At 62.2% G+C, this 19156-nt stretch carries 23 protein-coding genes; 10 read left to right on the forward strand and 13 right to left on the reverse strand.

The window, feature by feature from the left end:
- Nucleotides 1-29: 29 nt before the first annotated feature.
- Nucleotides 30-782 (forward strand): SDR family NAD(P)-dependent oxidoreductase, encoded by a 753-nt coding sequence (locus ACP39K_RS08730; RefSeq protein WP_033641028.1) that lies wholly within the window; start codon nt 30-32, stop codon nt 780-782.
- Here ACP39K_RS08730 and ACP39K_RS08735 read toward each other — a convergent pair.
- Nucleotides 767-1663, reverse strand: a complete 897-nt coding sequence (locus ACP39K_RS08735) for a LysR substrate-binding domain-containing protein (RefSeq protein WP_147827079.1) — start codon at nt 1661-1663, stop codon at nt 767-769. The genes ACP39K_RS08730 and ACP39K_RS08735 overlap by 16 nt on opposite strands.
- Before the next feature lie 117 nt (nt 1664-1780).
- Between ACP39K_RS08735 and ACP39K_RS08740 the strand changes: the two genes are divergently transcribed.
- Complete coding sequence (locus ACP39K_RS08740; RefSeq protein ID WP_346403575.1) at nt 1781-2560, forward strand: HalD/BesD family halogenase; 780 nt, start codon at nt 1781-1783, stop codon at nt 2558-2560.
- A 38-nt stretch (nt 2561-2598) separates the two neighbouring features.
- On the opposite strand, the gene ansP is transcribed toward ACP39K_RS08740, so the two are convergent.
- Nucleotides 2599-4065 (reverse strand): L-asparagine permease, encoded by a 1467-nt coding sequence (gene ansP, locus ACP39K_RS08745; protein ID WP_028127655.1) that lies wholly within the window; start codon nt 4063-4065, stop codon nt 2599-2601.
- Nucleotides 4066-4497: 432 nt separating this feature from the next.
- On the reverse strand, nt 4498-4935 hold the full coding sequence (locus tag ACP39K_RS08750) for a PACE efflux transporter (RefSeq protein ID WP_048794767.1): 438 nt from the start codon (nt 4933-4935) through the stop codon (nt 4498-4500).
- 112 nt (nt 4936-5047) lie between these two features.
- Between ACP39K_RS08750 and ACP39K_RS08755 the strand changes: the two genes are divergently transcribed.
- On the forward strand, nt 5048-5941 hold the full coding sequence (locus ACP39K_RS08755) for a LysR family transcriptional regulator (RefSeq protein WP_016928653.1): 894 nt from the start codon (nt 5048-5050) through the stop codon (nt 5939-5941).
- Between the two features lie 16 nt (nt 5942-5957).
- Here the strand turns inward: ACP39K_RS08755 and ACP39K_RS08760 are convergent, their stop codons facing one another.
- Both ACP39K_RS08760 and ACP39K_RS08765 read right to left on the reverse strand, forming a co-directional pair.
- Nucleotides 5958-6521: a DedA family protein gene (locus tag ACP39K_RS08760; protein ID WP_025301947.1), complete on the reverse strand. Its 564-nt coding sequence runs from the start codon at nt 6519-6521 to the stop codon at nt 5958-5960.
- Between the two features lie 50 nt (nt 6522-6571).
- A complete protein-coding gene (locus ACP39K_RS08765; protein ID WP_161544501.1) occupies nt 6572-7249 on the reverse strand; it encodes a DJ-1/PfpI family protein in 678 nt (225 codons plus the stop codon).
- Nucleotides 7250-7340: 91 nt separating this feature from the next.
- Between ACP39K_RS08765 and ACP39K_RS08770 the strand changes: the two genes are divergently transcribed.
- The 3 genes from ACP39K_RS08770 to pbpG all read left to right on the forward strand — a co-directional run bounded on the left by ACP39K_RS08770 (nt 7341) and on the right by pbpG (nt 10514).
- The gene (locus ACP39K_RS08770; RefSeq protein ID WP_016928650.1) at nt 7341-8285 is read left to right on the forward strand and encodes a GlxA family transcriptional regulator; all 945 of its coding nucleotides are present in this window, start codon (nt 7341-7343) and stop codon (nt 8283-8285) included.
- A 44-nt stretch (nt 8286-8329) separates the two neighbouring features.
- Nucleotides 8330-9433, forward strand: a complete 1104-nt coding sequence (locus tag ACP39K_RS08775) for an adenosylhomocysteinase (RefSeq protein WP_497008426.1) — start codon at nt 8330-8332, stop codon at nt 9431-9433.
- Between the two features lie 151 nt (nt 9434-9584).
- Nucleotides 9585-10514, forward strand: a complete 930-nt coding sequence (gene pbpG / locus ACP39K_RS08780) for a D-alanyl-D-alanine endopeptidase (RefSeq protein ID WP_028127653.1) — start codon at nt 9585-9587, stop codon at nt 10512-10514.
- A gap of 34 nt (nt 10515-10548) precedes the next feature.
- Here pbpG and ACP39K_RS08785 read toward each other — a convergent pair whose 3' ends face one another.
- Complete coding sequence (locus ACP39K_RS08785; RefSeq protein WP_033641022.1) at nt 10549-11004, reverse strand: GNAT family N-acetyltransferase; 456 nt, start codon at nt 11002-11004, stop codon at nt 10549-10551.
- A 76-nt stretch (nt 11005-11080) separates the two neighbouring features.
- Here ACP39K_RS08785 and ACP39K_RS08790 point away from each other — a divergent pair, with 76 nt between their 5' ends.
- The 3 genes from ACP39K_RS08790 (at nt 11081) to ACP39K_RS08800 (ending at nt 13578) form a co-directional block, all read left to right on the forward strand.
- Entirely contained in the window at nt 11081-11485 is a 405-nt protein-coding gene (locus tag ACP39K_RS08790) for a VOC family protein (protein WP_060444181.1), read from the forward strand.
- 120 nt (nt 11486-11605) lie between these two features.
- Entirely contained in the window at nt 11606-12535 is a 930-nt protein-coding gene (locus ACP39K_RS08795; RefSeq protein ID WP_497008427.1) for an alpha/beta fold hydrolase, read from the forward strand.
- Nucleotides 12536-12657: 122 nt separating this feature from the next.
- Complete coding sequence (locus ACP39K_RS08800; RefSeq protein ID WP_497008428.1) at nt 12658-13578, forward strand: DUF808 domain-containing protein; 921 nt, start codon at nt 12658-12660, stop codon at nt 13576-13578.
- Nucleotides 13579-13620: 42 nt separating this feature from the next.
- On the opposite strand, the gene ACP39K_RS08805 is transcribed toward ACP39K_RS08800, so the two are convergent.
- The 6 genes from ACP39K_RS08805 to ACP39K_RS08830 all read right to left on the reverse strand — a co-directional run bounded on the left by ACP39K_RS08805 (nt 13621) and on the right by ACP39K_RS08830 (nt 17391).
- The gene (locus ACP39K_RS08805; protein WP_016928643.1) at nt 13621-13704 is read right to left on the reverse strand and encodes a small membrane protein YohP; all 84 of its coding nucleotides are present in this window, start codon (nt 13702-13704) and stop codon (nt 13621-13623) included.
- Nucleotides 13705-13807: 103 nt separating this feature from the next.
- Nucleotides 13808-14347, reverse strand: a complete 540-nt coding sequence (locus tag ACP39K_RS08810; protein WP_028127650.1) for a GNAT family N-acetyltransferase — start codon at nt 14345-14347, stop codon at nt 13808-13810.
- 135 nt (nt 14348-14482) lie between these two features.
- On the reverse strand, nt 14483-15295 hold the full coding sequence (locus ACP39K_RS08815) for a MetQ/NlpA family lipoprotein (RefSeq protein WP_015377051.1): 813 nt from the start codon (nt 15293-15295) through the stop codon (nt 14483-14485).
- Between the two features lie 130 nt (nt 15296-15425).
- Nucleotides 15426-16277 (reverse strand): DUF1460 domain-containing protein, encoded by an 852-nt coding sequence (locus ACP39K_RS08820; RefSeq protein WP_497008429.1) that lies wholly within the window; start codon nt 16275-16277, stop codon nt 15426-15428.
- Between the two features lie 104 nt (nt 16278-16381).
- Nucleotides 16382-16924, reverse strand: coding sequence for a GNAT family N-acetyltransferase (locus ACP39K_RS08825; protein WP_033641018.1), 543 nt, complete (start codon nt 16922-16924; stop codon nt 16382-16384).
- A complete protein-coding gene (locus tag ACP39K_RS08830; protein WP_048795749.1) occupies nt 16924-17391 on the reverse strand; it encodes an acyltransferase in 468 nt (155 codons plus the stop codon). The genes ACP39K_RS08825 and ACP39K_RS08830 overlap by 1 nt, the downstream gene beginning before the upstream one ends.
- A gap of 205 nt (nt 17392-17596) precedes the next feature.
- On the opposite strand from ACP39K_RS08830, the gene ACP39K_RS08835 reads away from it, so the two are divergent.
- Complete coding sequence (locus ACP39K_RS08835; RefSeq protein ID WP_025301967.1) at nt 17597-18187, forward strand: Yip1 family protein; 591 nt, start codon at nt 17597-17599, stop codon at nt 18185-18187.
- A gap of 57 nt (nt 18188-18244) precedes the next feature.
- Here the strand turns inward: ACP39K_RS08835 and ACP39K_RS08840 are convergent, their stop codons facing one another.
- Nucleotides 18245-19096 carry a DMT family transporter gene (locus ACP39K_RS08840; protein WP_048795750.1) on the reverse strand — a complete coding sequence of 284 codons (852 nt, stop codon included), beginning with the start codon at nt 19094-19096 and terminating at the stop codon, nt 18245-18247.
- Between the last annotated feature and the right edge of the window lie 60 nt (nt 19097-19156).

Here is a 19156-nt window from a genome sequence, read left to right on the forward strand (position 1 = left end):
CCTGAGTTCAACGTTACAGGAGAACGGCTATGCAAGATTTCAAACATCGGGTGGCGCTGGTGACCGGCGCGTCCACCGGCATTGGCGAAGCGATCGCCGCCGAGCTGTTTCGGCGCGGAGCCACGGTGGTGGTGACCGGCCGCCACGCAGCGCCTCTCACCGCCGCCGCTGCGCGGCTCGATCCCGACGGCCGGCGGGTGATGACGTTACGGATGGACGTGCGCGATGCGCAGTCGGTACAGCAGGGTATTGAAGAGACCGTGCGGCGCTGCGGCGCGCTGCATCTGCTGGTCAACAACGCCGGGATCACCGGCCCGCACGAGGTGGATATCGATCGGTACGCGGTCGACGATTGGCATGAGGTGATCGCCACTTGCCTGAGCGGCACGTTTTTCGGCATGAAGTATGGCCTGCCGGCAATCGTCGCCGGCGGCGGCGGGGCGGTGGTGAACCTCTCTTCCGCCAACGGCGTGGTGGGCATTGCCGGGATCGCACCTTATACCGCCGCCAAGCATGGCGTGCTGGGCCTGACGCGCTCGGCGGCGCTGGAATTCGCCACGCGCGGCGTGCGCGTCAATGCCGTCGGGCCGGGCTATGTGGATACGCCGGCGATGGGGGAACTGCCGGCGTCGGCGCGGGCGCAGATGGCCGCTTCGCACCCGATGGGGAGGATGGCGACGCGGGAAGAGGTGGCGAAAACGGTGGCTTTCCTGCTTTCGGACGACAGCAGTTTCACCACCGGCGCGTTTTACAGCATCGACGGCGGTTATACCGCGCGCTGAGCCAGCGCCTGCACCCAACGGAGAAACGCCGCTGCGCCGGGTTTTTCCAGCGTGCGCGGCGGGTAAACCACGTAGTAGGGTTTGCTGAGCGGCAGCGCCGGTTCGGCCAGCGTGACCAGTTGGCCCTCCGCCAGTTCACGGGCGATCAGCCGCCGCTGGCCGAGCAGCACCCCGCGCCCTTGCACGGCGGCGTCGATGGCCAGTGACGTCAGGTTATAGGTCAGCCCGCGCCGCGGCGGCGGCGGCCGATCGGCGGCGGTGAACCACTCGTGCCAGCCCGGCAAAAACTGGCTCTCCTTGCCCCAGTCGACGTGGATCAGCGGCAGCTGCGTCCAGTCGCCGCGATCGCGCAGCGCCGGGCTGCATACCGGCTGCACCCGATCCTGAAACAGCCGCGCCTTTTCCAGCAGCGGGTAATCCTGATCGCCGAAGCACAGGGCGAAATCCGCCGCCGAATGGGCGAAATCGACCGCCGCATGGGTCGCGTGCAGCCGCAGATCGCCGTCGGGGCACTGCGCCAGCCAGTCGCCCAGCGCCGGGTTCAGCCATTTGGAGGCCAATGCCGGCAGGGTGAACACCGTCAGCGTCTGCTTGCCGCGCTGGCGTTCCACGTGCTGCTGCGCCACGCGCAGCGTTTCAAACGCCTCCTGCACGTAGGCCAGGTAGTCCGCGCCCTGCTCGGTCAGCGTGACGCCGCTTTTGGCGCGAATGAACAGCGTGATGCCCAGATGTTGTTCGAGCTGGCGGATCTGTTGGCTGACGGCGGCGGCGGTCAGCGCCAGCGCATCCGCCGCGCGGGCCAGGCTGCCGGTGCGAGCGGCGGTTTCGAACGCCAGAATGGCGCTCAGCTTGGGCAAGCGCGCACGGGACGGTGAGTGCATGAAAAGGGCTTATCGCTAAGAATTCGTTAGCTTATCCATAACGTATTTTTGTTATGGCGGCAATGCGGCATTCGCTACAGTGAGAGGCATCCGGCTTTCGCACACGAGGGGAACGTCATGCCGCCACTTGCCGATATTATCGATCTGTCCGCCCATCCCATCGACGACGCCGCGTTCCGCGCCCGTTGCCGGCAAACGCTGGCGCGCGCCGGCGCGCTGGTGCTGCCGGGATTTCTGCGCGCCGCCGCGCTGGCGACGATAAGGCTGGAGGGCGCCGAACAGCACCATGCGGCGTTTTATGCCACCAGCCAACACAACGTGTATCTGCGCCCGCAGGACGACGCGCTGCCGGCCGATCACGCGCGCAACCGGCTGGTGTCGTCGTCCAAGGGCTGCATTACCGACGAGGATATTCCGCTGCAGTCGCCGCTGCGCGCGCTGTACGACGCCCCGGCGTTTCGCGAGTTTCTCTGCGCGGTGTTGGATGAGGCGCAGCTGTATCCCTACGCCGATCGGCTGTCGTCGATCAACCTGCATTACGCCCACGCCGGTCAGGAGCTGGGCTGGCATTTTGACAACTCCTCGTTTGCCATCACGCTGCTGATCCAGAAACCGCAGGCGGGCGGCCGTTTCGAATACGTTGAGAACCTGCGCGACGCCGATCGCGGCGAGATGAACTATGCCGGGGTCACGCAGGTGCTGGACGGCGAGCGGGCGGTCAAACAGCTGGCGATCGAGGAGGGGGATTTAGTACTGTTTCGCGGGCGCAACGCCATGCACCGGGTGACGCCGACCGAAGGCGACACCACGCGCATGCTGGTGGTGCTGGCCTACAATGCGCAGCCGGATGTTATGCTGTCGGAAAGCGCCAGAATGACGTTTTACGGCCGGTTATAGCGGATAAAAAAAACCGCCCCGGAGGGCGGTTTGTCGATTCAGCGCGGGTTCTGCTCTTCGTGAGCCTGCTGCTCCAGCTTCACTTCCTGCGCGCGCTTGCGCAGGCCGAACCAGCCCAGCGTCAGCAGCACCGCCAGCACAGGAATGGTGGCGATGGTCCAGGTGCCGTTCGGGTAGTCGAACGCCATCATCACCACCACGATCAGCAGGAACGCCAGCGTCAGCCAGGAGGTGAACGGCGCGCCCGGCATTCTGAACGATACCGGCTGCGCACGGCCTTCGCGCACGGCTTTGCGCAGGCGCATCTGGCAAACGATGATAAACGCCCAGGAGGCGATGATGCCCAGTGAGGCGATGTTCAGCACGATCTCGAATACCCGCGACGGCACCAGGTAGTTGAGCACCACGCCGATCACGTAGATGCCGCAGGTAACCAGGATGCCGGCGTAAGGCACCTGCTGGCTGCTCATTTTAGCCATCAGCTTCGGCGCGGAGCCGCCCATCGCCAGCGAACGCAGGATGCGGCCGGTGGAATAGAGGCCGGAGTTGAGGCTGGACAGCGCGGCGGTCAACACCACGATGTTCATGATGGTGCCGATGTAAGGCACGCCCAGCTTGCTGAAGAAGGTGACAAACGGGCTTTGGCCGGCCTGATAGGCGTTCCACGGCAGCAGCAGCACCAGCAGCACCACGGAGCCGACGTAGAACAGACCGATGCGCCAGATCACGCTGTTGATCGCTTTGGGCATCATTTTAGCTGGATCTTTACACTCGCCGGCGGCGGTGCCGATAAGCTCGATGCCGGCGAAGGCGAAGATCACCCCTTGCACCAGCACCAGCGCCGGCAGCAGGCCGTGCGGGAACATGCCGCCGTTTTCGGTGATCAGGTGCATGCCGGTGGTGTGGCCGGCGACCGGGGTGCCGGTGCCGAGGAAGACGACGCCGACAATCAGGAACAGCGCGATGGCGACGACCTTGATCAGCGCGAACCAGAACTCCATTTCGGCGAACCACTTCACGCCGATCATGTTCATGGTGGCGACGATGCCGAGCGCGCCGAGGGCAAACAGCCACTGCGGCACGTCGGCGAAGGTGCCCCAGTAGTGCATGTACAGCGCCACGGCAGTGATGTCGACGATGCCGGTCATCGCCCAGTTGAGGAAATACATCCAGCCGGCGACGTAAGAGGCTTTCTCACCGAGGAATTCGCGGGCGTAAGAAACGAAGCTACCGCTGGAAGGGCGATGCAGCACCAGTTCGCCCAGCGCGCGCAGGATGAAGAAAGAGAAGATCCCGCACACCAGGTAGACCAGCGCCAGCGCCGGCCCGGCCAACTCGAGACGGCCGCCGGTACCGAGGAACAAGCCGGTACCGATGGAGCCGCCGATGGCGATCATTTGGATTTGCCGGTTGCCCATGCTTTTGTGATAACCGGATTCATGAGAGTCTAGCCAGCGTCTTCTGGCGGCGTGTTTGTCATCCGCCGACTTTTTTTGTGAGTGCATTATCCGTCCTGTTTACCTGTCTATGTTAACCCTGCTCTTAACGAGAGCAAACGATTGCTATGACCAATCGTCATGAGAATGAGGTCGTGGCATCATTCCGCTGTTTATTGTGTATACAGCCATCATTAAAATAACGGCGAAGCATGCTACCTTTTCTCCGTAATGGTGGCAAAAAATACTGCGCATAAAACGTGAACAATTGTGTTTATTTTTTAATCCAAATATAAAAGGATATATTATTCAAAAAGATGTGATGTTTTATCAAGACGGAAATATCGAAGAATAAAAAGTGATTAAAATCACAAAATAATAATTACCGTGCAAATTACAGGGTGTTGTTCTTATATTTCGCGGTGAGAATTAAGGGGGAAGGAAATGGCGACCCGCGCAGAAAATGGGATCAGCAGCGGGTCGGTGGGCGCGTAGCGAGTCTTAGGCCGATTCACCGGCCGGCAGGGCCGATGCGGGCAGGCCGAACAGCTTGTCGAACGCCCAGTTAAACAGGAAGGTGTAGCAAGGAATGATGACGATCAACGCCATATCCAGCAGCAGCGCCTGCCACAGCGTGATGCCCATCCACCAGGCGATCAGCGGGATCAGATACATCACCAGCGTCAGCTGAAAGCCGACGGCGTGCAAAATGCGGCGTTTGAGCGTGCGGGTGCGCGACACCTGGCGGCTTTCCCACCACTCGAATAAATAGTTGTAAATAAAGTTCCAGCTGACCGCAATGGTGGTGATCACCACCGCCAGCGGCCCGGTGCTGCTTGGCGCATGGCCTGACAACAGCGCCAGCCCCAGCGCCGAGATCGCCATGCCGATGATTTCATAAGCGGTGACATACACAAGTTTGCGTTTGACGCCTTGCATCGTTTTCTCCCGATCGGTTTTTAGTTGCCTCTGTGGCGACGGCGGCTAAGATAACGTCAATCACATTGATAGAAAAAGTTAGGAGCTGTCAGTTTTGTTGACAAGTTAAACAATGAATTTCTCCAGCGACAATATCGAACTGTTTTTGGCGGTGCTCGATCGCGGCTCGTTTTCCGCGGCCGCCCGCGCGCTGCGGCGCGTGCCGTCCGCCGTCAGCATGGCCATCGCCAACATGGAGGCGGAGCTCGGTTTTGCCTTGTTCGACCGTTCTCACCGCGAACCGACGCCGACCGCGCTGGCGCTGGCTCTGGCGCCGCACGCCCGCCTGATCGCCGGGCAGCTCAAGCAACTGCAGGTGCACGCCATCGAGCTATCCCAGGGGCTGGAGAGTCGACTTTCGATCGGCGTGGCGTCGGATATCAACGGCGCCGGCCTGCTGGCGGCGGTGAAAACGCTGTCGCAGCGTTATCCGCTGCTGAACATCGAAGTGCTCAGCGCGCCGCAGGACGACGTGCTGCATATGCTGCATCAGGAGCGCGTCGGCGTTTGTCTGGCGTTTGGCGGGCTGAACATCAACAGCGCAGAACAGTTCCACTTCGTCGGCGCGGAATCGCTGGTGGCGATGCTGTCGCCGCAGCACCCGGCGCTGGACGGCGCGGCGGGCGAGCTGTTTCTCGAGGATCTGGTCAACGTGCGGCAGATCATGGTGGCCAGCCGCGATCTGCCGATCGGCGATCTGCGCCCGCAGGTGGCGGAGGCGTATTGGCGCACCGACAGCTTGCCGATGGCGCTGAACATGGTGGAGGCGGGCCTGGGCTGGGGCAACTTCCCGCTGTCGCTGGCCGAGCCGCTGCTGGCGCAGGGGAGGCTGGTGCGGCTGAAATTCAAAAACACCAAGAACGAGCTGCGCTTGCCGATGCATTTGATCTGGCTGAAGAACCGCCCGCTGGACAAGGCGGCGCGCGAGCTGGTCGAGCTGATGCGCGCGGCGCCGCAGGAAAGCTGACGCCCGCTGCGTTTGCTTACTCCGGGTGGCGTTTACGCCACCAGAAACGCACCAGCAGGATGGCGGCGATCGCCAGCGCGACAAACAGCAGGCCGGAGAGCTTTTTGTCGAAGCCGGTAACGAAGCGTTCGATCGCCTGGCCGCCAAAATAGCCGAGCATGACGAAGATCGTCGCCCAGAGAATGGCGCCGAGGATATTGAGCGGCACGAAGCGCGACGGCGGCAGGCGGCTGGCGCCGATCAGCACCGGGCCGATGATGCGGAAACCGTACATGAAACGCACCCCGATAACGAACAGCATCGGGTGGCGGGCGATCAGCCTTCTGGCGCGCGCGATGCGCTTTTCCTGCCCCTTGAGCCGCGAGATGACGCGGCCTTCGAACCGGCGGCCGGCGAAGTACAGCAGCTGGTCTCCCATCATGCCGCCCAGCGCCACCACCGCGATCACCCACGGCCAGTGCAGTAAGCCTTCATGGGCGGCGATGCCGCCCAGCAGCGTGATGGTTTCCCCTTCCGCCAGGCAGCCGATAAACAACGCCCAGTAACCGTAGTCCGTAATGTAGTGGGCCAAATCGGTCATTCCTTGCTCCTTATGTGGCTGACGCATAAGGGTAAGTATACGCCCGATCGCTAGCCTTGGGCGATTTGGGCCACCAACGCTCTGCGCCGCGCCAGGCTTTCCGCCATTTGTGCCTGTACCCTGGCGTAAATGTGCGGTGGAGCCAGTTCCGGCGTGCCGCCCTCGAACGGCGGCGCCGGGGCGTATTCCAGATAAAGCTGGATCATTTGGGCGGTGTCTTCGCCGTGCAGTTCGGCGATCAGCGCCAGCGCAAAGTCGATGCCGGCGGTGACGCCGCCGCCGCTGATCACATTGCCGTCGCGTTCTACGCGAGCAGCGCTGGGTATGGCGCCGAACAGCTTCAGGCTGTCGCGCATCGACCAGTGGCAGGCGGCGCGTTTGCCCGCCAGCAGACCGGCGGCGGCCAGGATCAGCGAACCGGTGCATACCGAGGTCAGGTAGCGGGCATCGGCCCCCAGCCGCCGGATTTGCTGCATGAACGCTTTATCCTGCAGCGCCTGGGCGCAGCCGCTGCCGCCCGGCACGCACAGCACGTCGCAGCGCGCGATCTCCGGCAGCGGGCGCAACTGGGTGAAGTGCAAGCCTTCCGACTCGACATCCGCGCCGTCTACCGAGGCGACGATGATTTCCGCGCCCGGCATGCGGCGCAGGAACTGCAAGGGGCCAGTGAAGTCGAGTTGGGTGACGCCTTGATAGATGGGAAATACAATCACGAGTGGTTCAGACATGACATTCGCCTCATTTTTATCGTTGGACCTGGGCCATAATAGCCGCCCTGTGTTTGGCTGATATGACAGATAACCCTCAAAAAGCGCCATCATGAAAACGATCGGTTTTGTGGTTTTTCCCGGTTTCAACCTGCTGGACTTTGCCGGCCCGCTGGCGGCGTTCGATAACGTCAGTCAGTTTACCGATCCGCCGGCCTACCGCTGCGTGGCGATCTCGCCGCAGGGCGGCATGGTCGCCAGCTCGGCCGGGGTGGAAATCGCCACGCAACCGTGCGGCGACGAGCGTTTCGATACGTTGGTGGTGGCCGGCGGCAGCGGCAACGTGATGGCGGCGCAGTCACCGGCGCTGGCGGCGTTCCTGGCCAACCAAAGCCGACGAGCGCGGCGTATCGCCAGCGTGTGCACCGGGGCGTTTATTCTGGCGGCCTGCGGGCTGCTGGACGGCAAACGCGCCACCACCCACTGGTATCATGCGGCGCGGCTGCAGCAGAGTTATCCGCGCATTCGCGTCGACAGCAACCGCATTTTCATTCGCGATGGCGATATCTGGACGTCGGCCGGCATCAGCGCCGGCATCGATCTGGCGTTGGCGCTGATCGAGGACGATCTGGGCGCCACCCTGGCGGCGGCCGTGGCGCGGCAGCTGGTGGTCTATCACCGTCGTCCCGGCGGGCAGTCGCAGTATTCGCTGTTGCTGGCGTTGAACCCGTCGTCGGATCGCATGCGCGCTGCGCTGTCGTACGCGCGCGAACATTTGCACCTGCCGCTGTCGGTGGCGGATCTGGCCGACGCCGCCTGCCTGAGCGAGCGTCAGTTCGGCCGGCTGTTCCGCGCCGAAACCGGGCAGACGCCGGCCAAGGTGATCGAACAGCTGCGGGTGGAGGCGGCCAGGGTACGCATCGAAGAGAGCGCCGAGCCGCTGGAGGCGATCGCCCGTTCGGTGGGATTCAGCGATCCGGAGCGCATGAGGCGGGCGTTTATCCGCGTCTTTGGCCTGTCGCCGCAGGCGATCCGCCGGCTCGGCCGCGCGGGATAATTTTTTGCCACGCCTGGCGGCGGGGCACACCAGAGGAGCAACGGATGTATCAGGATTTTGAGAGCGAATTGAGCTGGGCGACGCGTCATATGACGCGCACCCGAGCCGCGGTGGCGGCGTTGCCGGACCTGCACGGGGTGCGGCTGGCGTGCAACATGCACCTGGATCTGAAAATGGCGCCGCTGGTGGCCGGCCTGCTGGACAAGGGCGCGGCGATCTTCCTGACCACCTGCAATCCCACTACGGTGCAGGACGATGTGGTGAGCTGGCTGGAGCGGCGAGGCGCGCAGGCCTATGCCTGGCGTGACATGAGCGCCGGCGAATGGTCGGAATCCTTCGACCGCGCGCTGGCCTGGCGGCCGACTCATTTGTGCGAAATGGGAGCGGATTTGACCACCCGTTTGCACCAATCGCCGAACGGCCCGCAGATCGTCGCCGGGCTGGAGGCCACCGGCTCGGGCATCAACCGGTTGAACGGCGTGGCGCCGCGCTACCCGATCTTCAACTGGGACGATCTGCCGGTGAAAGAGGGGCTGCACAATCGGCATATGGTTGGGCTGACCGCCTGGCACACTTTCTTCCAGACCACCCACTTGACGCTGCATGAAAAGCGCGTGCTGGTGATCGGTTACGGCCTGGTCGGGCAGGGGACGGCGGCCGCGGCCAGAGCCTACGGCGGCCAGGTGATGGTGGCGGAAATCGATCCGGCGCGCGCGCTGCAGGCGCGTTATGACGGCTGGCAGGTGGTGGATCTGGCGAGCGGGGTCGCGCAGGCGGACGTGATCGCCACCGCGACCGGCGCGAAAAACGTGCTTTCGGCGCAGCATCTGCAACAGGCGCAGGACGGCGTGTTTATCCTCAACGTCGGCCACGTGGCGGAAGAGATCGACGTCGGCTTCCTCAAGGGCCTGCAGCACCACGAGCCGATGCCTTATGTGAATGCTTACCAACTGAATGAAAAGACGGTCTATTTGCTGGCCAACGGGTCGATGTTCAACCTGACCGCCGGCTACGGCGACAGCCTCAACGCCTTCGACGTCACGCTGGCGGTGATGGCGGCCGGCATCGGCCATATCGTCGGCGCGGGAGCGCGGCAAACGCCGGGGCTGTACCTGCTGCCGCAGTCGGCCTGGCAGCCGGCGCTGTAACTTTTTCTACGCGGGCGTTCATCCCAGAGCGCCCGCGGGCTGCGTCGTTTTTCGGCCGACAGAATTTGTCACAAATCCGCCATACAATCCCAGTGCCAAGCGCTGAACCCTCACATATAATTCGCTGAGTTCAAGCCCCCATTTCAGAGTAATGCCTGTGAAAATACGTGTTTTGGTTCTGACCCTGCTCGCTTTGCAGGCGGGCGCAGGCTTTGCGCCGCGCGCGCTGGCCAGCGACAACGCCGCCGCCGTGCACGCCACCCAGCCTGAGCTGGCCTCCGGCAGCGCGATGGTCGTCGATATGCAAACCCATAAGGTGATGTATGCGCGCAACCCGGATGAAGTGGTGCCGATCGCCTCGATCACCAAGCTGATGACCGCCATGGTCACGTTGGACGCGCACCTGCCGCTCGATGAGATGCTGGCGGTGGACATCCGCCAGACGCCGGAGATGAAAGGGGTGTATTCACGGGTGCGGCTGAACAGCGAAATCAGCCGCAAGGATATGCTGCTGCTGGCGCTGATGTCGTCGGAAAACCGCGCGGCCGCCAGCCTGGCGCACCACTATCCGGGGGGCTACAACGCCTTCATCAAAGCGATGAACGCCAAGGCCAGGGCGCTTGGCATGACCAACACCCATTACGTGGAACCGACCGGGCTCTCTATTCATAACGTATCGACGGCGCGCGATCTGACCAAGCTGCTGATCGCCACCAAGCAATACCCGTTGATCGGCCAGCTCAGCACCACCACCGAGCGCATGGCCAGCTTCAAGGATCCGAACTACACGCTGCCGTTCCGCAACACCAACCATCTGGTGTACAACCCGAAGTGGAACATTCAGCTGACCAAGACCGGCTTCACCAACCAGGCGGGCCACTGCCTGGCGATGCGCACCGTGATCGGCAACCGCTCGGTGTCGCTGGTGGTGCTGGACGCCTTCGGCAAATATACCCACTTCGCCGACGCCAACCGGCTGCGCAGCTGGATTGAAACCGGCAAGGTGACGCCGATCCCGGCCGCCGCCCGTGACTATCGCCGCCAAAAAGACGCCCGTCTGGCGAAAAACGACAGCGAATAACCCGCCTGGCGGCCTGCCCGTTTGCTGCAGGCCGCTATCGGCCCTCGGGCCGCCTGATGACAAATCCCCGCTCGCGATCGCCGTCGAAACCCGCTTTGAGATAAAGCTGGTGCGCGCCGGTGCGTTGCTGTCCCGACAGCAGCATCACCTTGTAACAGCCTTTACGCCAGGCCAGCTGCAGCGTGTATTCAATCATGGCGAGCGCCACGCCGTGGCCGCGGTAGGGCTCCGCCGTCACCACGTGTTCGATGACGCCGAACGGTTGCGCCTGATGCGCCAGCCCCGGGATCAGCGCCAGCATGCAGGTGGCGATCGGCTGTTCCTCGTCCGCCGCCACCACCAGGCGGATCGCCGGATCGTCCAGCAGGCGTTGCAGGGTGCGGCGCGCGTCGTCGGCGCGCAGCGGCGCGTCCTGCGGGCGCAGCTCGCGATACAAGGCTAACAGGCCGTTGAGATCGTCCGGCTGCGCCAGGCGATGAATGATGCTCATGGTTGCTCCTTTCCGCCGCTTCAACGGTAATCCGCTATCCTCCATTAATACCACAACGTTTGCCGGAGGGGATGTTATGAGTCAGGTTTCGACCTTTGTCATGTTCCAGGGAGAGGCGCAGCAGGCGATCGATCTCTACAGCCAGGTGTTCGAGCGTTTTCGGCTCATGCAGGTGCAGCATTACGACCCGACGCCGGACGGCCGGCGGTTGATCAAGCATGCGTCCATCGATTTTGATCGGCAGAACCTGGTGTTTACCGATAGCCCGATCAGCCATGACTTCAGCTTCACCCCGGCGGTGTCGCTGTTCATCAACCTGCCTAACGAAGAAGCGTTGGAGCGGGCGTTCCACCGGCTGGCGGAGGGCGGCAAGGTGCTGATGCCGCTCGATGACTACGGCTTCAGCGCCCGTTTCGGTTGGCTCAACGATCGTTTCGGCCTTTCCTGGCAGCTCAATGTGCCGGCGGGCGATCTGCCCTGATACTAAGGGCTCAGCGTGTAAAAGGCATGGTAGTTCCTGCTGTTATTTCATATGCTTATCATCGTGAGGGCGGGGAATTTTGCCGTAGGAAATACCGACAACGTCATGGAAAGGTGCGCTTTGATTGATTTTGACCGCTATGTTGAGCAAGCGAAGTCTTACGGCGAGTGGCCGGGCGGGCATGCGGACATGCTGTCCGGTCGTATCGATGGGTTGAGCTATCGTCTGTATCGGCACACTGCCGAGAGTGAAGAAGTGATCGTGGTTTATCACGGCGGTGGGGTTAACAGCGCCGCCGGGTATGACGTTCTTGCGCGCCAGTTGGCCGCCGAGCCGACGCTCGCGGTGTGCCTGGTGGATATCCGCGGGCACGGCGATTCCGCGGGAGAGAGGGGAACGGTTGAGCGGCCTGAGCGTATTTGGCGCGATGTCGATGTCATCCTGGCGGAAATGCGCCGCCGTTTTCCGTTGGCGCGCAGGCACCTGCTGGGCCATTCCAGCGGCGCCGGGATGTTGCTCAACTATTTGACCCGCTATCCTGGCGAGCAGCAGGCGGACAGCCTGATCCTGCTGGCGCCCGAGCTGGGGCCATTTTCCGGGATGGCCCGCGATCTGGCGGCGACGGCCCGTTTTGCCCAGGTGCGCCAATGGCCGTTTGTCGCCAATGCGCTCAGCGGCGGGCGGTGGTTTGGGCACGCTCGGGCGGTCAGCCTGAATTTTCCCCCGGCGGTGCTGGCCGCCGCCCCCGATTTTGTCTGCCAATACAGCGTCAATATGGCTAATGCGTTGACGCCGCGCGCCCCGGCCAAGCAACTGGCGGCGTTGCGATTGCCGACCTTGCTGCTGGCGGCAGCGCAGGACGAGTTGTTCAGTGCGCAATCCTTGCAGCGCTTCGTCGAACGGCACGGCAACGTGCATGTTGCCTTTGGCTTGCTTGAGGGCAGTACGCATTTATCGTGCGTCTTTGATGCCCATCGTTTTGTCCTTCAACATATCACGCGTGCGTTCGCTATCGGATCCGATGAGGGGCTGGCGGGCGAGGGGGCTTAACGCCGGCGCCGGGCGGCAATCGCGCGCCCGGCATTTTCCGAGATCCTCCCATATCCTTTCATGATGCTTTACCGCTATGCTAAACATAGAATGGCCCGTGAATATGAAAAGGATGAATCATTTTGGCAGGAAGTAGCTTACTTACCCTCATCGACGACATCGCCTCGTTGCTGGACGACGTCTCTTTAATGAGCAAGATGGCGGCGAAAAAAACCGCCGGGGTGCTGGGGGACGATCTGGCGCTTAACGCGCAGCAGGTCACCGGCGTTAAAGCCGATCGCGAACTGCCCGTGGTGTGGAGCGTCGCCAAAGGCTCGTTGATCAACAAGGCGATCCTGGTGCCGCTGGCGCTGCTGATCAGCGCCTTCGCGCCCTGGGCGATTACGCCGCTGCTGATGGTGGGCGGCGCCTACCTGTGTTACGAAGGGTTCGAAAAGGTGTTTCACAGCCTGAGCCACGGCAAGACGGCGCAGGAGGAAAAATCGGACGGGCCCGGCGCCAATGAGGACGCCGCGGCCTATGAGAAGCGCAAGGTGAAAGGGGCGATACGCACCGATTTCGTGCTCTCCGCCGAGATTATCGCCATCACGCTGGGCACGGTCGCCGGCGCCACCTTCAGCCAGCAGGTGATCGTCTTGTGCGGCATCGCCGTCGTGATGACGCTCGGCGTGTACGGCATTGTCGCCGGCATCGTCAGGCTGGACGATCTGGGGCTGTATCTGAGCCGCAAAGGCAGCGCGTTGGCGCGCGCCATCGGCAGCGGCATCGTGCGCGCCGCGCCTTATCTGATGAAAACGCTGTCGATCGTCGGCACTGTCGCCATGTTTATGGTCGGCGGCGGGATTCTGACCCACGGTTTGCCGCCGGTGCATCACCTGTTCGAAGACTGGGCCTCGTACACCACCGTGGTGCCGACGTTTGGCCATCTTTTGCAGGGTGTGGTTCCGGCTCTGCTGAACGTGGCGTTCGGGCTGGTGGCCGGCGGCGTGGTGCTGGCGGCGGTGTCGGCGCTGGGCGCGGTACGCGCGCGTTTCAAGGCATGATGAAAAGTCTCGCCCCGGAAGGGGCGGGACGTATGAGATGGATTAAAAGATCAGTTTGAGAACGCCGGTAATCGTCAACAAACCCACGATAAAGATGATGGCGACTATCCACAGAATAATTTTCATTTGATTCTCCCTTACCGGTTACAGGTGGCGCGCGGTTGGCGCTAACTCAATGAAATCACTCTTCACTATAGACGCTAACTCCCTATCGTGCGTCGCCATGCCTTCAAGGATGCCGATTGTCGCCCGCGCCCAGCGCGCGCTGCATAATCTGCGTGTCGCGCCATTCCCCCAGCTTGAACCCTACCGCTTTTAACGTCCCTGCGCTGGTGAAGCCGAGTGACTGGTGCAGCGCCAGCGAGCCGCGGTTGGCGGCGGAATCGCCGACGATCGCCAGCATCTGGCGCCAGGGACCTTGCTCGCAGCGGGCGATCAGCGCGCTCAGCAGCGCCTTGCCGACGCCTTTGCCCTGTTGCCCTTCGGCGATATATACCGAGTCTTCCACGGTAAAGCGATAGGCCGGCCGGGGGCGATACGGCGTGGCATAGCAGTAGCCGACAATACGGCCTTCGCTTTTCGCCACCAGCCAGGGCAGCCCGGCTTCCCGCACTTTGCTCAGGCGCAACTGCATTTCCGTCAGCGTCGGCGGCTGTTCTTCAAACGAGGCCGCGCCGTACAGCACGTGGTGGGTGTAAATGCGCAGCACGGCGGCCATATCGTCCGGTGTGGCGTCAAGGAGGCTAAGTACGGGAGCGGAGAGCGTCATGGTAATGCCTGTTTACCTTGGAAATCAGCGGATAAACGCCATTATGCGCGCCGCTCGCCGCCGGGGTAAATCGGGTTTTCTTATGGTGAGATAAGAAAACCCGATGATGAGCGGGAAGGGGCTCTTTGCCTGTGATTACCAGCCTTTCACCGCGCCGCCGTTGAAGATCTTCTCGGCGGCCTTGGCCACTTCGTCCGACTCATAGGCCTTGATGAAGTTCTGCACGTTTGGCGCGTCCTTGTTGTCTTCGCGGGTGACGATGATGTTGGTGTACGGCGAGTCTTTATCCTCGATGAAGATGCCGTCTTTGGTCGGCGACAGGCCGGTCTGGTTGATGTAGGTGGTGCTGATGACGGCGACGGTGACTTTCGGATCGTCCAGCACGTGCGGCAGCTGCGCGCCTTCCAGCTCCATGATCTGATAACGATGCGGGTTGGCGCTGATGTCCAGGGCGGTAGGCAGCAACCCTTTGCCAGGCTTCAGGCTAATCAGCCCGGTTTTTTCCAGCAGCAGCAGGGCGCGCCCCAGGTTGGTCGGATCGAGCGGGATGGCGATCACCGCGCCGTCCGGCAACTCTTTCAGCGATTTTATCTTTTTGGAGTAGCCGGCCATCGGGAAGACGAAGGTATTGCCGACTGCCACCAGCTTATAGCCGTGATCTTTGTTTTGCTGTTCGAGGAACGGGCGGTGCTGAAACACGTTGGCGTCCAGTTCGCCTTTGTCGGTGGCGTCGTTCGGCAGCAGCGAACCGCTGAAGCCGACCAGCTCGACGTCCAGCCCGTATTTCTCTTTCGCCACCTGCCTGGCGACTTCCGCCACGTCCTGTTCCGCGCCGTTGATGACGCCGACTTTGATATGGTTTTGGTCGGTTTTTTGATCGCAGCCCTGCAGCGCCAATACGGCGGCGAAGGCCGCCGCCAGAGGGGTGATACGCCAGCGTAAGGTCATCGAAGTCTCCCTGAAAAGAACAATAAAATCAGTTGGTTTTTGTTCTTACAGCTAAGCCTGAACCGCCGATGAAGTCAAACGCTCGTTCAGCATAAACGGCTATAGCTTATAGCCGTTATGCGGCGGGGGATTATCGGCTGAGCGAGCGCAGCACCACGATGCCCGGCGTAGCCATCACGTAATCCATAAAGGGCGAATCGACCACCCGCATGTTGGCTTTGCGCGATGAGGCGTTGCGCAGCACCGGGCCGTTGTCGGTCATTACGAAGATGCCGGTATGGGTCACGTCCAGCCCGGCGAGGTTGGTGTAAATGCCGATGTAGTCGCCGGTACGCAGCTGGGCCAGCACCGTGTCGTCGACGTTGTCGCTGGGGATATAGGTCACGCTGCGTTGTACGTTGGGCAAACCGGGCAGGTAGCTGCCGCCGTCCGCCTTTTGATTGAGGGTTTTCACGAGGCTGACGGCGTGCGGGCTGAGCTGCGCGGTGATGTCTTCGGCCACCTTGTGCGGCCGCTGCGCCCAGTCGGTGAAGAAGTGTTTGCGCTGCGGGAAGGCTATCTTGCCGTCGACGTAGCGAATGTCCACCAGACGCTGAACGAACTCGGCCTCGCTGCGGGCGGTGCTGAGCGCTTCCACATAATCGATGTAGGTGAAGCAATCCAGCCCGCGGAAGTCGATCACCAGCAGCTCGGGCGTGCTCTGCGCACCGATCAGGCGGTTGGCGAGGTAGGGCGTGCCGAGGAATTCACGCGAAATCAAATCGACGCTGCGGCCATGCGGCTGCGCGGCAGGCCAACCGGCGCGCAGCGCGAGGATCTCACGCAGCTTGCTGCGGGTGCTGGCGTCCATCTCCGGCTGCGCGCCCGGCGGCGAAACGGTGACGCCGGTCGGCGGCGTTGCGGGGGCGACGGCGGCGGGGCGATCGGCGCATCCGCTCATGGCGATAGCTAACATCAGTAAAACAGCCTTGTTCTGGTTCATACGGCCCTCCCTGGGTGTCGCTGGCTTATCAGAGTAAGTGATAACAGTTCTCATCCGATGGTAGGGGTTAAAAAGTAAACATAGCCTCAATGACGTTCGATAAATCAGTAACCGATTTCGCTATTGAACGGCAAATACCAGAACAGCGCGATTTCGTGATCGGCGATCTCCGGCTCGGCGCGGTACAGCAAACGATCGATGCCGCCGAGAATAAATCCGTAATGCTGGTAGCAGCGGCAGGCCGCCAGATTGTTGTTCTGCGTTTCGAGCATCATACCTGAGGTTTCCTGCTGCCGCGCCCACTGTTTGGCGCAGTCCAGCAGCGCCCCGGCGATGCCCTGACGGCGCGCATGAGCGCTGACGGCGATCTCGTCGATCAGGGTGTAACCGTTCCAGTTTTTGCTCAGCGTAATATGGCCAACGGCGTCATTCTGGCGATACGCCAGGAAGGTCACGCTGTCTTCGTTGGCGAACGGCGCCAGCGGATACCGCTTGCGAAACGGCGCCACCGGGCGGGTTGGCCAGCTGTCGACCGGGCTGTCGAACTGCGGCAGAGCGTAACAGGCGATGGTGAAGCTGAAATCGCCGCGCGTCAGATAATCATCGGGCAGCGCCTCAATGGCCGCGATGCGGATGGCCGGGGTCATTACGGCAGCTCCCGCAGCAGGCGCGCCGGGTTGCCGGCATAAATCCCCTTGCGGGTGATGTCACGGGTCACCACCGCCCCGGCGCCGATCACCGCGTCGCTGCAGATCTCCACCGCCAGGATTGTGGCGCCGGAGCCGATGGATACCCGATCGCCGATGCAGGTGCGCCCCCAACTGGCCGGATCGGCGTTGGGCGCGCCGTCTTTGAACAGATCGTTGGCGAAGGTGACGCCGTGGCCGATAAAGCACGCTTCGCCGAGGGTGACGTATTCGCAGATAAAGCTGTGCGACTGAATTTTACTGCGCGCGCCGATGCTGACGTGGCGCTGGATCTCCACGAACGGGCCGACGAAGACATCGTCGCCGAGCCGGCAGCCGTACAGATTGCAGGGCTCGATTACGGTGACGTTGCGCCCGGCGTCGACGTCGACGATCCCCGCCTGGCGGGTGGTGATTACGGATGACATGACCTTCCTCGCAGCCTGGTTTTTATGGTGGGAGTATAAGACAAAGCGCTGCGGCGTTGCGCTTTCCGCACGTTTTTTCGCCGAAAGACTATAATTAGTACAGGGGAGAGAGCCCCGTGGCCGCAATCCTCGCACGGGTAGCAGTCCGTCGGAGGTGTGAAATTCGTTCGCCGATCGCGGCCTACGGCGAGATAGGAGGTGTCTCATGGTCAGTCATGTTTGGGGACTTCTGGCGCATCCCAGCGCCGAGTTCGAACAGATCAAAAGCGAGAATGAAAGCGTCTCGCACCTATACACCCATCACGTGTTGCTCTTGGCAGCCATCCCGGTGGTCTGCGCCTTTATCGGCACCACCCAGTTGGGCTGGCTCTCCGGCGAGGGGCATGCCATCAGGCTCGACATGTTTACCGCGTTTTATACCGCCGTGGCGTTCTACCTGCTGATGCTGGCGGGCGTAGCGGCCATGGGGAAAGTCATTCACTGGATGGCGCGGCGTTATGAATCGCGCCCCAGCCTGCACCGCTGCATGGTGTTCGCCGGCTATGTGGCGACCCCGATGTTCCTCAGCGGGATTGTGGCGCTCTATCCGGTCGTCTGGCTGTGTCTGTTTGTCGGCATTATCGGCCTGTGCTATTCGGGCTATCTGCTGAATCTGGGGATCCCGCACTTCCTGAATATCGACAGTAAGGAAGGGTTCATCTTCTCCAGCTCGACCTTCGCCATCGGCATTCTGTTGCTCGAGCTGCTGCTTGGGGTGACGGTGCTGCTGTGGGGGTACGGTTCCTGGTTGTTCTGAGTTAACGGTTGTTGTTGTCGCCCCCGCGCCGGTGGAACGGCGCGGGGGCTTTTGCTTTTATGCGCGGCGGAAAACCAGCATCACGCCGAGCACGATGCCCGCCATCCCCAACAGGCTCAGCGCGGCCAGCGCGTGGCCGAGCAGCAGGTAATCCAGCAGGGCGGTGACCGCCGGGATCAGGTAGAACAGGCTGGTGACCTGCACCAGATTGCCGCGCTGGATCAGGCGATACAGCAAGAAGGTCGCCAGCACTGAGATCACCACCGCCATCCACAGCAGCGGCAGCACGAACTCAGGCCGCCAGTCGACCCGCAGCGGCTCAAACGGCAGCGCCAACGCACACATCAACAGCCCGATGGCATACTGCAGCGGCAAGACCGCCAGCGGCGGCTGCGTCATGCCCTTTTGCAGCAGGGTGCCGGCGGTCATGCTCCCCAATGCGATAAAGGCGAACAGCATGCCGCTCGGCGAGAAATGAGCCACCATCAGGCTTTGGTACACCACCAGCGTCAACCCGGCCATCGCCAGCGCCAGCCCGAATGCGCGCAGCCCGGCGCAGCGCCGTTCGGTGATGAACTGGGTGAGGATCGGCTGTACGCCGAGCAACGTGGCCAGCACGCCGGGCGTAATGCCCTGTTCCAACGCCAGCAGATAGCAGATCTGATAGCTGCCGATCATCAACACGCCAATCAGCGCGACGCGCCGGCGGGTGCCGGGGGTGGGCAGGCACTGGCGCCGCCACAGGCCGATGGCCAACAGTACCGCCAGCGCGATGGCGCAGCGGAAGAACAGAAAAGCGAAAGCGGAGGCGTGCTCCAATCCCCAACGGGAGAAGATCGCGCCGCTGCTCCAGAGCAGGACGAACAGCGTAGCCAGGCCGGCATTGGCCCAGAGAGAAGGGAATCGCATATCAATTTCACCTGTCGTGAAAATTACAGGCTCCGGCGCGCGCGGCGGTCTACGCCTGAA

The sequence above is a fragment of the Serratia sp. EC4 genome (assembly GCF_059652115.1).